General features: G+C 67.5%; 7 protein-coding genes. 1 reads left to right on the top strand and 6 read right to left on the bottom strand.

The genetic code is table 11. The features are described 5' to 3' along the window. Positions 1–115: 115 nt before the first annotated feature. Positions 116–2149, bottom strand: coding sequence for a membrane dipeptidase (locus KY501_RS26430; RefSeq protein WP_224366224.1), 2034 nt, complete (start codon positions 2147–2149; stop codon positions 116–118). 237 nt (positions 2150–2386) lie between these two features. Between KY501_RS26430 and KY501_RS26425 the strand changes: the two genes are divergently transcribed. Continuing rightward, the gene (locus KY501_RS26425) at positions 2387–8119 is read left to right on the top strand and encodes a sensor histidine kinase (protein WP_224366223.1); all 5733 of its coding nucleotides are present in this window, start codon (positions 2387–2389) and stop codon (positions 8117–8119) included. 15 nt (positions 8120–8134) lie between these two features. On the opposite strand, the gene KY501_RS26420 is transcribed toward KY501_RS26425, so the two are convergent. Genes KY501_RS26420 through KY501_RS26400 form a run of 5 tightly spaced genes read right to left on the bottom strand, consistent with a single transcriptional unit; the run spans position 8135 to position 13722 of the window. Then, complete coding sequence (locus tag KY501_RS26420) at positions 8135–9058, bottom strand: hypothetical protein (RefSeq protein WP_224366222.1); 924 nt, start codon at positions 9056–9058, stop codon at positions 8135–8137. 1 nt (position 9059) lies between these two features. Continuing rightward, positions 9060–11780, bottom strand: coding sequence for a TonB family protein (locus tag KY501_RS26415; RefSeq protein ID WP_224366221.1), 2721 nt, complete (start codon positions 11778–11780; stop codon positions 9060–9062). A 36-nt stretch (positions 11781–11816) separates the two neighbouring features. Continuing rightward, a complete protein-coding gene (locus tag KY501_RS26410; protein ID WP_224366220.1) occupies positions 11817–12605 on the bottom strand; it encodes an energy transducer TonB in 789 nt (262 codons plus the stop codon). Between the two features lie 11 nt (positions 12606–12616). Continuing rightward, positions 12617–13045, bottom strand: coding sequence for an ExbD/TolR family protein (locus tag KY501_RS26405; RefSeq protein WP_224366219.1), 429 nt, complete (start codon positions 13043–13045; stop codon positions 12617–12619). A gap of 2 nt (positions 13046–13047) precedes the next feature. Then, entirely contained in the window at positions 13048–13722 is a 675-nt protein-coding gene (locus tag KY501_RS26400) for a MotA/TolQ/ExbB proton channel family protein (RefSeq protein WP_224366218.1), read from the bottom strand. Positions 13723–13782 lie beyond the last annotated feature (60 nt).

The following is a 13782-nucleotide window of genomic DNA, read 5'->3' as shown; positions in this document are numbered from 1 at the left end:
TACATACCTGAACGCCCTCCTGCCTGGAGCGCGTTTGACCCTCCCCCCTAGAAGCCCTCAGGCCGTCCCCGGGTACGGCGGGACGGCCTGAGAGAGCCCAACCGGCTCGGCTGGCTCAGTTGCAGGTCAGCCAGCTGCACTTGCCCGAGAGGCACTCGCGGTTCGCCGTGCACAGCGCGCCCTTGGGCTGCTTGTTCCGGCACGCGCCGAGGTTGAGCCCCACGCCGCAGTACTGGTTGGTGGCGCAATCGTTGTCACCATCGCAGATGCAGGTGCCCACGGTGCCCGAGCAGCCCTCGGAGGTGGAGCACGCAGCGCTGATGCACTCCTGGGCGAAGCGGCAGGAGTCTCCCACCGCCTTGGAGCTGGGCGCGTAGGCCTTGCCGCAGATCTGCGGGTACTGCGCCTCGCGGGTGGCCTTGGGCACGTAGGCCGCCACGCCGCTGGTGTCGATGTCCGCCGCCGCATCCGCCATGCCCGTGCGCGTGCTGTTGGCCCGCTCCCACATCTGGATGAACTTCTCCGTGGAGTTCTCCAGGCCCGTGGTGTTCACGCCCAGTTGCTTGAGATCCCGGACGACATCCGGCAGCAGGCCCACATGGGCCAGGCCGTACTCGTCGAAGTCCGTGCCCAACCGAGGAGGCCCGCTCACGCGCTGCTGGTTCATCTGCGCATCCGCCTCGGCCTTGAAGCCCGCCGAGCACGCCCCGTAGTTGCCGAAGCGCGGGCGCGTCTGCTGGATGAAGCCGTTGAGATCCGCGCCGAAGGCCATGGGCACCTTCAGGCCGATGCGGCCGAACTCGTAAGCCTGCGCCAACGAGCGCGTGGAGCCCTGGCAGGTGTTGGCCACCGTCGTCTTCGTGTACGTGCGCGTCTCGTCATGCGCGGTGCGCAGGCCGAACATGCCGCCCGTCTGCCGCAGGTACTGCACCACCCAGGCGGGAGTCGTCTTCTCGTTGGCCGCCAGGTCCGGGTTCATCACCTCGCGGAAGTGGCCGTGCGAGACGAGCAGCGGGTAGTACGTGCGCGCCTGGGAGATGGCGAACGTGTCCTGGATGCTGCGCTCGGACATGTGCGCGATGTCGACGACCATCCCCTTGTTCATCATCTCCTGGACCAGCGCCTTGCCGTCCGCCGTGAGCCCCTTCACGTTGCGGCAGTTGGTGTCCACGTCGAAGCCCAGCGTGAAGCCAGAACCCGTGAGGCCGCAGTCCGTGTCGATGTGGCAGTTCTCCAGGAACTGGGCGGCCTGGAAGATGGCGTTGTGCGGCGCCGCGCCGCCGAAGCGGTTGTCCAGCTGGTGCACCGGCTGCAGCGAGCGCACGCCCAACGAGTAGACGCGGTCCAGCTCGGTGCGCCAGTCCTTGGTGCCGAACAGCTTGCTGGACTCGATGGAGAGCACGATGGCCAGCTTGCCGGAGGCGATGATCTGCCGGGCGTGCGCCGGGGACAGGGCGATCTCCGCCCACGAGGTGCGCGCATCGAAGTCCCGCGCCATCTGCAATTGCACGTCCACGTCCGACATCTCGTCGCAGGCGCGCTTGAGATTCTGGGTGGGCAGCACCTTGCAGAGGAACTCGTTGCTCACCAGCGACACCATCACCAGGGACATGCCGCCCTGGTACGCCTTCTGGAGCCAGCCCTCCCACGCCTGTTGGTGCGCGATGGTGTCCCAGCGCGGCCATTGCGTGTTCACGTTCATGCGGCCCAGGTGAATTCCGGTGTCGCCCTCGGTGCCCTCGATCTTGCCGATGAACTCCGAGCCCACCGCGCCGCTGATGCCGAACAACTGCGAGAGCACCGGCACGCCGCTCAGGTTCACGTTGCCCGAGTTGGGGCACAGGTTGAGCAGGCTGCTCAAGTCCATGCGCACGCGCGCGTGATCGCTCTCGGGCATGCCTCCATCGCAGCTGGCGAGCGTCCCGGTATAGCTGCCGTGGAACCAGCCGCCGCCGAAGGCCTCCTCGGCGAACATGTGGTGGTGCAGCTCGGCGAAGCCCGGCGCCGCCAGTGGCTGGGCCGCCGTACCGGTGGGAGCCGCGGCCGCCGGAGGTGTCTCCAGTTCCTCCTCCGTCACCGGGTTGCAGCCCTGACACAGCGCCAGGATCGATGCGAACGAGAGGGCCAGACTGCCGAAGCGTCTCCTCATGCGGTGCTCCTTCCGAGTCGGGGGAAAGCGCTCCACGAAGTGACAGAGTCTGACCTTTTTTTCAACGAATCCGACTTAAACATTGCATCCCGATTAAAATGTATTCGGCGTGGAGCGTCAGCAGGCCGGGCCGCCGGGCCGCCGCCAGCCCCCACACCCGAGGGTGCATTGGGGATTTCCCCAACCCCATCCTCCCAGGAGGCTCGTCTCGCAGGCGCTTCGTCCATGGGGGAGGCCGTGTCGCTTCAGGTTCCTGGCTACCTCGACCCGCTGAAAATCCATGAGGGGCGCCGATACATCGTCTTGCGTGTCCGAGAGGAGCGCTCGGGTGCTCCCCGGATCCTCAAGACGGTCCAGCCCGGCCCCCTGGCGGCCCGAGCCGCCGCCGCGCTGCGCCACGAGCACCGGCTGCTGAGCGGGCTGGATGTCCCGGGCGTGGTGAAGCCCCTTGCCCTGCAGGAGGTAGAGGGCACTCCAGCGCTCGTCCTGGAGGATGCTGGCCCGATCGATCTCGAGAAGCACCTGGGGCAGAAGCCCCTCGAGCTCGACCGCTTCCTGGAGCTGGCCCTCCAGCTGATCTCCATCCTCCGGCAGCTCCACCGACGCAACGTCCTCCACCTGGACATCAACCCCTCCAATCTCGTCCTGGGGCCCGACGGGAAGCGGGTGACGTTGATCGACTTCGGCACCGCGACGAAGACCGCGGGCTTCGTGGGCGAGGCCGAGGGGACGCTCGCATACATCGCTCCCGAGCAGACGGGACGGATGAACCGGCTCGTCGACCACCGCGCGGATCTCTACTCCTGCGGCGCCACGCTCTACGAGCTGCTCACGGGTGTGCCGCCCTTCATCTCGGCGGATCCGGCCGAGATCATCCACGCACAGCTCGCCAGGCCTCCCCTCCCCCCGCACCAGCTCAACGCCTCCATCCCTCGGCTGCTCTCGGACATCGTCCTCAAGCTGCTCTCGAAGATGCCCGAGAAGCGATACCAGAGCGCCGAGGGCCTGGAGGCCGATCTGCGCGAGGCTTCGCGGCAGTGGCGGCACTCGGGCACCATCACTCCCTTCGCACTCGGCTGGCACGATCTGAGCCGGGAGCTCGTCATCTCCGACAAGCTCTATGGGCGCGATGCGGAGCTGAGCGAGCTGGGCAGTGCCGTGAAGCGTGTGCGCAGCGGGCCCAGCGAGCTCATGCTCGTCTCGGGAGAGGCGGGCTCTGGCAAATCCTCGCTCGTCCAGGAGCTGCGCGGGCGGTTCGAGCAAGGGGCCTGGTTCCTCTTCGGCAAGTGCGACCCACTCCATGGCCACGTGCCTCATGCCTCGCTGAGGGAGGCGCTTCGAGGGCTCGTTCAAGGCCTGCTCCGGGAACCTCCCTCCGTCCACCTCATCTGGCGCAAGCGCCTGCGGGAGGCGCTGGGCACCCGCGTCGCCCGGATGGCTCGCATCGTTCCCGAGTTGGAGTACCTGCTCGGCGAAAAGCCCTCTTCGTCTCGGCTGGGGCCCGCCGAGACGGAGCACTACTTCCAGCTCACGCTCCAGTGCTTCATCCAGGCGTTCGCCACCGCGGAGCGCCCGCTCGTCCTCTTCATGGATGATCTGCAGTGGGCGGACGTCGGCTCGCTCCACCTGCTTTGCGGGCTGGCCACGACGCGGGAACTCCGCCACGTGCTGCTCCTGGGGGCGTTCCGCTCCAACGAGGTCGGCCCCCTGCATCCGCTGACGCGCACCCTCGAGGCGATGCGGGTCATGGGCGTCCCCCTGAGAACCCTCGAGGTCCCCCCGCTGGAGCTGCGCGATCTCACCCGGCTCTGCAGCGACTCGCTCCACGTCCGTCCCCGGCGAGCTGAGCCCCTGGCGGAGCTCCTGCTCCACAAAACCGCGGGGAACCCCTTCTTCGTCAAGCAGTTGCTGCGGTTCCTCCACCACTCGGGGCTCCTGTCCTTCGACTCCGAGCAGGGACGATGGAGCTGGGATCCGGCTCGACTCTCCCAGGTGCAGGTCACCGAGAACGTGGTCGAAGTCCTGCTGCCCGCCATCCGCCGGCTTCCCGTGCTCACGCAGCGGCTGCTCCAGATTGCCTCCTGCCTCCGGCACCGGGTGGATCTCTGGCTCCTGGCCGCCGTGGCGGAGCTGTCCATCGAGGACACGGCGGGTGCGCTGTGGAGCGCCCTCCAGCAAGGAATCCTCGTCCCCGACAGCCGGGGTCCCCGCTTCAAGAGAGGGATGAGCCAGCCTGGTGACGACGGCCCCATGTACTCCGCCGCCTACTGCTTCGCTCACGACCGGATCCAACAGGCCCTGTACTCACTGCTCTCCGACGAGGAGAAGCGCCACCTCCACCGGCGGATCGGGCGCCAACTGCTGGAGGGCGTCTCCGAGCACGAGCGGGACGAGCGCATCTTCGACGTGGCCGATCACTTCGACATGGGCATGGAGTCCCACGAGAGGCTGGAGCCCTCCGAGCGGCTCCAGCTCGCCGAGCTGTATCTCCAGGCCGGCAGCAAGGCGGAGGCGACCTCGGCCTTCAGCTCCGCGCTCGTCTACCTGCGGCATGGGCTCGCGCTCCTCCCCTCCGAAGCCTGGCAATCCCGCCATGAGCTGGCCCTGGCGCTCCACCAGCAAGCCGCGGAGTGCGCGCACCTCACTGGAGACCATGCCCTCGCCGAAGCGATCATCCAGGCCGCGCTGCCTCAGGTGACCTCGGATCTCGAACGGGTGGGCCTCTACGAAGTCCACGTCCTCGCCTACAGCATCATGCACAACTATGAGGAGGCGCTCCGGTGGGGAAAGGAAGGCCTGCGGCTCATGGGGGAAGCGCCACCCGAGAGCGAGCCCGAGCTCCAACGGGCCATCGCGGAGGAGTCTACCGCTGTGAGCGGGCTCCTCCGGGGCCGTACCCGAGAGGCGCTCCTCGCCGCTCCCTCCACGCAGGATGCGCGCCTGATCACCCTCATGCGGCTGATGTCGAGCACCGTCATGGCCGCCTATTTCGAGGACAAGCTGCGGCTGTTCGCCTTCATCCAGACGCGAATGCTCCACCTCTCCTTGGAGCATGGCCACACCCGTCACTCTTCGCATGCGTACCTGGCCTACGCGTTCACGCTGGGGGCGGACACGGGCGATTACGACACCGGTATGATGCTCGGTGAGATCGGAGTGGAGCTGAGCCGCCGCTCCGGCGACCTGGTGCAGGAGTGCCGGTGCCTGACCACGTTCGCCGGGAGCGTGAACTTCTGGCGAGCGCCGTACCACACCAACCTCCCGTTGTTGCGGAGGGCCATGGCAGCCGGGCTGGAAGGCAACGAGTTCCTGTTCGCCAGCTATGCCACCACGCAGATCGTGGAGAACCTGTTCGCCATGGGAACGGAGCTGCCGCGCGTCCACGCGGAATGCGAAGCCAGCCTGGCAAGCGTCCAACGGGTCGGCCACCAGGACATGGCGGACCTGCTCTTCGGCTACCGTCAGGCCATCCTGTGCCTCCAGGATCGGACCGACCAGCGGGCTCGCTATGACGATGAGGCCTTCTCCGAGAAAGCGTTCCTGCACTCCATCCGTGACAGCCCCCTGGTCGCCTGCGAGTACCGGATCCTGCGCCTGCAGACGTCGTATTTGTTGGGAGACATCGCCGATGCCCTGGAGATGTCTCGCGCCGTGGAAGTGAACTTCCAGCTCGTCAAGCCCCTGCTGCCCGCGATCGACTACACCTTCTATACGGCGCTGGCGCTCGCGGCGTATCACCCCGTGGCTCCAGTCTCTGAGAAGGACACCGTCCGAGCACGGCTCGAGAAGCACCTGCATGTGCTCGAAACGTGGGCCCGGGGCTGTCCCGAGAACTTCCGCCAGAAGCACCTGCTGGTCGCCGCCGAGTTCGCCCGCATCGAGGGGCGCCAGCTCGATGCGATGCGCCTGTATGACTCGGCCATCGACTCCGCCCGCCAGAACGAGTTCCGCCAGGACGAGGCCCTCGCCCACGACCGCGCGGGCCGCTTCTATTACACCCTGGGTCACCGCCGCATCGCCGTGCCCTACCTCCGCGCCGCCATGAAGGGCTTTGCCCGCTGGGGCGCCACCGCCAAGGCCGTGCTCCTGGAGGAGGAGTTCCCGGACATCGCTCTCTCCGAGGCGCTCCCCTGGAAGATCCCCACCACGCGAGAGCAGAGCATCGCGAGTGGGACCGGCTTGGATCTGCTCGGCATCCTCAAGGCCTCGGAGACGCTCTCGAGCGAAGTGGTCCTCGATCGGCTCCTCGAGAAGCTGATGACGGTCTGTCTCGAGGTCGCGGGCGCGCAGCGCGGTGCCCTCCTGCTGCATGAGGGCGGTACCCTCTCCGTGCGCGCCGTGGGCTCGGTCTCCGAGCCCGTCTCCCTCGAGCACACGCCCTTCCACGCCTCCCCCCATGTTCCCCCGTCCCTGGTGACCCATGCCTACGACTCGGGGGAGGCACTCGTCCTCGCTGACGCTCGAAAGAGCCCCTTCCGCCTGGATCCCTATGTCGTCGCGCACAACCTGAAGTCCGCGCTCGTCGTTCCCATCCGGCGCCAGGCCTCCTCCGTGGGGGTGCTGTACCTCGAGAACAACCTCGCCACCCGGGCCTTCCCTCCCAACCGGGTGCAGGTCCTCAAGCTGTTGTCCTCGCAGATGGCCATCGCTCTGGAGAACAGCCTGCTCTTCGAGCGGCTCCAGGTCGAAGTCGAGGAGCGCCGCCGCGCCGAGCGCGCGGTCCGGTTCCTCGCGGAGTCCTCCATGGCCCTGGCCGAGTCCCTCGACTACGAGACGATCCTGTCCCGCGTCGCGCGGCTCGCCGTCCCCTTCCTCGCGGACTGCTGCACGGTGCTCGTGCCCGATGAGCACCAGAACAGCCATGTCGCGGCCATCGCTTGTGCCAACCCCACCCGGGAGGAGGCACTGCGGGAGCTCCAGGAGAACCATCCCCCCACGGGGGACTCACGCCGTCTGGAGGAGGTGACGCTTCGCACAGGACAGCCGCAGTTCCTGCCGGACCTGTCCGAGGAGCGGCTCCAGGCGCTGGGACTGGAGGCGGAGCACGTGGAGCACCTGCGCCCGCTGGGCATCCAATCCACCATGGCCGTGCCACTGCTCGCCCAGGACCAGCGGATCGGTGCCCTCAGCTTCCTCTCGGGTGCTCCGGAGCGCCGTTATGGGCCCGCCGATCTGGCGCTCGCGCAGGAGCTGGCACGCCGCGCCGCTCTCTCGTTGGACCATGCGCGGCTCTACCGCGAAGCCCAGGAGGCCATCCGCCTGCGCGATGAGTTCCTCTCCATCGCCGCCCACGAGCTGTACACCCCCCTCACCTCCCTCCAGCTCTCGATGCAGGGGCTCCAGCGGACATCTCCTTCTCCCGAGGATCTCTCCCGCGTCTCCCGGACTGCCCAGCGGCAGATCCGCCGCCTCACCCGGCTCGTCGACGAGCTGCTCTCCGTCGCCCGGCTCCAGCAGGCGTCGATGCACCTCCACATCGAGGATGTCGATCTGCTCGCCATCGCTCGAGACGTCATCGAGCACTTCAGCGAGGAGTCGGCACGCTCGGGGACGCCGCTCCGGCTCCACTCGGAGGGCTCCGTCATCGGCCACTGGGACAGGCTGCGCCTGGAACAGGTCGTCACCAACCTGCTCGGCAACGCGCTCAAGTTCGGCGGCGGCAAGCCCATCGAAGTCACCGTCAGCGGGGACGAGGGCATGGCGCTCCTCACCGTCCAGGATCACGGCATCGGCATCCCGGAGGACAAGCTCCACCGCATCTTCGGACGCTTCGAGCGCGCCGTCTCCTCGCGAGAGTACGGCGGACTGGGCCTGGGGCTCTACATCGTCCACGAGATCGTCGCGGCGCTCGGCGGTGCCATCCACGTGGACAGCACCCCAGGGGTCGGCACCTGCTTCACCGTCTCGCTGCCCCGCGCCGGGCCCGCGGCTTCCCGGGAGAAGCCCGCTTCCGTCATGGAGCATGCGTGACGCGGTTGTGCCTCCTCAGGGCACCCAGCGCGCGCGGCGGCTGATCCAGGACTGCCCACCGCGCCCGTCTCGCACCACGGCCCAGAAGGTGACGATCTGCTCGGAGCCTCCCTCCTCGGGCGGTTCCCACTCCGTGCGGTGCCGGCCCACCTGGCCACCGAGGTCCGCGCCACCCGTCTCCTGGAGCGAAAACTCACCGAAGGTGGCGTGCCAGGACACCTTCCACGCCTCCGTAAGGTTCACCGACTTGGAGCGCAGGCCGGGCACCACGTAGTGCTCCTCGAATGCCGACACGTCCTCCGTGCCCATGACGAAGGGCCCCATGCCACGCAGCTCCGGCAGTACGTCCGTCGCCCAGGGCGCATCGTCGAGCTTCAGGCCAGGCAGCTCCGGGTTGACGTTGGGGCTCATGCCCTCCACCACCGGGCACCAGAAGACCATCAGCTTCTGCGCGTACACCTCCTCGTCGCCCGCCCGGGCGTGGAGCACCAGTGGCATGCGCAGCCCGCCCAGCCCCTGGTACGGATCCTTCTCCAGGACGCGCCGCAGCAACGGCGTGCCGTCCTCCGCCAAGGTGTCTCCGGGGCGGATGGTGAGCAAGAGCTCATTCTCATAGGTAGAGCCCTCCACCAACTGCACCCGGTTGGCGGTGTCCGAGCACGTCTCGTCCTCCGGATCCGCGCACGCCCACAGCGTGTACTGAATGGCGCGGCCATCTCCGTGGGGATCCGCCAGCAGCGCCCGGAACGTCACGGGATCCTTCAGCGAGTCGATCACCGCGTCGGTGAGCTCACACTCGGAAGCCATCAGCTCTGGGCGCTCGGTGGAGAGCCCGAGCACGCGGAAGTCATGCACCAGGTCCGGCCTGTCCTCGGGCTCTACGCAGGCCACGGACCCCAGCACGAGCAACAGACTCGACCACTTCACACAGGCCTTCATGTCAGAAGCTTCCTTTCACGCCGAGGACAGGGAGGAGCGGGATGCCCGGCAGCTCGTACTGTTCGCGGTAGCGGTAGTCGTCGAGGGAGAACTCGGCGTTCTTCCGGTTGTAGAGGTTCTGCACGTCCAGGTACGCAGTGAGCGTCCAGCTCTGGAACTGCCAGCTCTTGTCCACGCGCATGTCGAGCTGGTGGAAGCTGCCAGCGCGCGCGGAGAAGTACGGCCCCTGGATGGGCGAGTACCCGTTTCCATCCGAGCCGTACACGTCATACGGGTGCACGAGGGGCGTCGACGGGCGGCCCGTGGTGTAGCGGAAGCGTCCGCCCAGCTCCCAGCCATTGCCCAGCAGGTAGCCGGCTACCACGGTGAGGATGTGCGTCTGATCCCACGGGCTCAGGCCGTACGCGTTGTCTCCCGAGCCGCCACCGCCGAAGGGGCTCTCGGTGATAGCGGGCATGGGCCCGGCACGGCCGTCCTCCGCGCGGCTGAAGGTGTAGGAAACCCAGCCGTGCAACTTGTCCGTGGCGGAGGCGCGATCCTTCTTCAGCATCAGCTCCACGCCGAGCGCCTTGCCGACACCGTCATTGCTGTAGCGCTCCTGAAGGATGGCACCGCTGTCCTGGGGGATGAGCTGCCCGGGAGACACCACGTTCTTGAAACGGCGGTTGAAGAAGCCCGTCACATCCACGTTCAGCACATCCAGGAGCCGCTGCTCGACTCCAAGGCTGGCCTGGAAGGCCCGCTGATAGCCGAGCCTCGGGTTGCCGTATGGCAGCAGGATGAACTGGAAGGTCTCCGGGTGCTGGCTGTAGAGACCCGCGGAGCCCTTGAGGGTGGTCCGTTCACTGGCCGCGTACCGGAGCCACAGCCGGGGATCCAGGGCCAGGTTGTCCTTGCCGTTGGCGTGCTGGAGGTTGCCTCGCACGCCCGGGGTGACGGTGAGCGGGCCCAGCTTGTAGTCCGCCTCCAGGAACAGCCCGCCGTCGAAGCCGTTGACGGTGAGATCCGCGCTGAACAGTTCCGCCTCGGGCTCGGCACCAGGGAAGGGCACGTACTCCGTGCCTCCGGGCGCGGGGGCTTGCACGTCCAGATTCACGTGCTCGAAGTACGCGTCGAAGCCGGTGCGCAGGGAGAGAGAGGAGTTCAGCTCCACCGACAGCAGCTCTCGAGCGCCCGCAGAGTAGAAGGTGTCGTTCTCCTTGTACGAGCCGAACTCCAGATGGCTCTTGTCGATGCCCACGTAGGGAGTGAAAGACGAGGACAGCTTGCCCCACCGGTACGTCCAGTCTCCCTTGATGCGATGGAAGTGGGTGTGCGTGCCGAGCTTGATGTCCCTCGCCTCGTCATCTCCGGAGGCGACGATCCCGAGTTGATCATCCGCACCGAAGGCCATGATGTGGCCCGTGCTGCGTGCGGCACCGGGAGCGGGGGCGTCCTTGGAGCGGAGGCCGAAGTCCACGCGGACCTGGTAGTCCCAGTACTTCGGCACCACCGAGATCGTGCTCCCCTCATCATCGGGGATGAAGAGGGGTATCAGGGCATCCACATACGAGCGTCGAGCCGCGGCGGCCACGCTGACGCCGTCGGTGATGGCGGCCTCGATGAAGAAGCCCGCGTCCATCACATCCACCTTCACCGAGCCATGCAGCGTGTCGCTGGCGCCCTTGCGCGTGGCCACGTCCACCACTCCGCCCACCGCTCGGCCGTACTGACTGCCGTACCCACCCGGGTAAAAGTCGAGCGAGTCGATGAACTCGGCGTTGACCACCGACGGGCCGCCCAGCAGGTGGAACAGCAGGGGGATGCGCACCCCGTCCATCAGCGTCGCCGTCTGTCCCGGGTTGGAGCCGCGCACCAGCAGCTCTCCCGAGATGAAGGGAGCGCGCGCCACGCCGGGCAGGGTCTGGATGACGCGGATCGGATCGCCGAAGGTGCCGGGCGTCTTCTGTGCCTCCTCGCGAGACACCGTGCGGCGGACCACTTCCTTCTTCGGCCGCTCGGAGCGCACCACCGTCTCGAAGGCTCCGCCGGTGGGCACCAGGTAGAAGACGATCTCCGTGGTCTCGTTGGGCTTGAGCGTCTCCGTCGTCTGGTAGAGCTGGAAGTTGGAGGCTACCACGCGCACGGCGCAGAGGCCGGGCTCGACCTGGAGGGTGAAGCGTCCTTCCCCGTCCGAGAGGGCCTCGGGCGCGTCGGGATCGTCTCCGCAACGAACGGTGGCTCCTGCCACGCGCGAACGGCTGCCGCGTGAGATGAGCTGGCCGGTGAGCGTCGCCAGAGGCTTCTTCTCCTCCTGGGGCGCGGAGTCCGAAGCCGTGGCGGGCACGGAGAGGGTGAAGTGGTAGACGTACTCCACCTGCACGGGGGCCGGCACGCCATCCACCTCCGCGGGGGAGAACTGGAAGGCTCGCACCGCCTCGAGAGCGGCTTCGTCGAAGCCATGGCCTACCGGCTCGGCGAGCTGCGCATCGGAGACGGTGCCGTCCTCGGCGATGGTGATGATCATCTTCACGTCGGCGGTGAGCCCCTGGGCGGCAGCCTCGGGGGGATACTTCGCATCCACCGGCTTCATGAGGACGGGAGCCTTGGTGAGCTGCGGAGCGGGCTTCGGGGCCTCCGCGGCGGGCTTCTGCGGAGAGGTCTGCTCCTGGGCGAGTGCGGGCGCACCCGTCAGGAGCGAGGCTGCGATGAGCGCAGCTCGGGCGTTCAAATTCGAGGACATGGCAGGAATGGAAAGGGAGTGAGTGAGAGCGAACGCTCAGTCGAGCAGGAACGTGTACGCGTACTTCATCTCGGTGGAGACGGCCTCGCCGCCCTTGATGGCCGGCTTGAAGCGGAAGCGCAGGATGGCGTCGCGCGCCGCCTCGTTCAGCCCGTAGCCGGGGCCCGACACCACGCGGGCAGCCACCACGCGCCCTTCAGTGTCGATGGTGATGGCCAGCGTCACCGTGCCCTCGATGCCCGCCCGGCGCGCCTCGTCCGGGTAGGGGATCTTCACTTCGCCAGCCAACTGGGGCTCGCTGTCCACCTGGTAGATCGGCGTGTACTTCGGTGCCGAGTAGGCCTTCACCTGCTGGGGTGCGGCGGCCTTGTCCGCGGTGCGCCCGTACAGCGTGTTGCCCACCGGCGCCGCGAAACCGCCCGAGTTCGTCGTGGAGGACATCGAGATGCCCACCACCAGGGGAGCCGCCTTGGTCGGAGGAGGCGCATCATTGGGCGGAGGAGGCGCGTCCACCGGAGGCGGAGGCAGTGGCTTGGGGGCCTGGGCGACCTTCACCTGGGGCTTGGGGACGATGCGCGGCTTGGGAGGCTCGGGCTTGGGCTCCTCCTTCACCTCGGGAGGAGGAGGCGGCGGCGGCTTCTGCACCTCCACCATCACCAACTCCACGGGCCGCTGGGGTGTGGACACGCTCACCGGCCGGGTGTGGAGGAAGATCAGCGCCCCGCCGTGCAGCGCGAGGGAGCCTGCCACGAAGCCCACCAGCCACCGCGAGCCGCCGCGCCGTGGGAGCTGCAGCGCGCCGTTATCGAGAACCATCTGGCTCATGGAAGCACCGTTCAGAGCTGCGCCGGCGTGGGGGCCGCATCCTTCTGGATGTTGAGGGCGAACTTCGCGATGCCCTGCCCCTTCACCACGTCGATGAGGTGCATGACCTGGCCATAGGGCAGTGACTGGTCGGCACTGATGATGGCGCGGGTGTCCTTGTCCTTGGCCAGCGCCTCGATGATCTTCTTCGACAGCGCGTCCTCGCTGACCTCGGTGCCGTCGAAGAAGAGCTTGCCCTCCTTGTCGAGCACCACGTTGACGAGCCCCTGCACTGTCTCTCCGCCGTTGGCGGCGCGGGGCAGATCCACCTCGACCGTCTCGCGCACGATGAAGTTGGCCGTGACCATGAAGATGATGAGCAGCACCAGGACGATGTCCACCAGCGGCGTGACGTTGATACCGGTGATCTCGTCGTCGTTCTCCGCAGCTCCGCCGGCCATGACTAGCGACCCTCCGAGCGAAGGCTGCCCACGAGCGCGTGCCCCAGGGCGTTGGTGCGGCTGGTGAGCGTCTTGAGCTGACGGTTGAAAAAGTTGAAGGCAACCACCGCGGGGATGGCGACGGCCAGCCCCACCGCTGTGGCGACGAGCGCCTCGGAGATGCCGGCCATGACCGTCTCCTGGATGGCCGCGCCCTTGGCGTTCATGGAGCCCAGATCGTGGAACGCCTTGATGATGCCGAGCACGGTGCCGAACAGGCCGATGAACGGCGCGTTGTTGCCCAGGGTGCCCAGGAAGGACAGGAAGCGTTCGTACTGGGGCCGCTCGCGAGCCATGGTGGAGGCGATGACCTGCTCCACGGTGTCCGGGCCCTGCGGAGAGGAAGCCAGTCCCTCGAGGATGACGGCGGCCTCCATGCCTCGACGGCCTGTCACCGACTCGCGGACGGCGTCGAACTCCCCCCGGGCCAAGCGCAGAGCCAGGGTCTCCGAGTCCTGCAGCCGGTGGCGGGCGAAGTACAGCGCGCGCTCGAGCATGATGGCGATGGACAGCACCGATAGGGTCACAAGTAGCCAGAGCACCCACTCGGCACTGGAGAGCGTCACACCCAGCAACTTGCTGCTCAACCAGCCCACGCCCGGGGCAGGAGCCTGGGCGAACAAGACCATGGACGGCATGTGTTTCCCCTCGTGTACGACGATTGTGCGAAGGGAACACCGCACCCCCGGTCAGGTGTC

Source organism: Hyalangium versicolor (genome assembly GCF_020103695.1).
GTDB classification, from domain to species: Bacteria; Myxococcota; Myxococcia; order Myxococcales; family Myxococcaceae; genus Hyalangium; species Hyalangium versicolor.
This window is presented reverse-complemented; position numbering and strand designations above follow the sequence as displayed.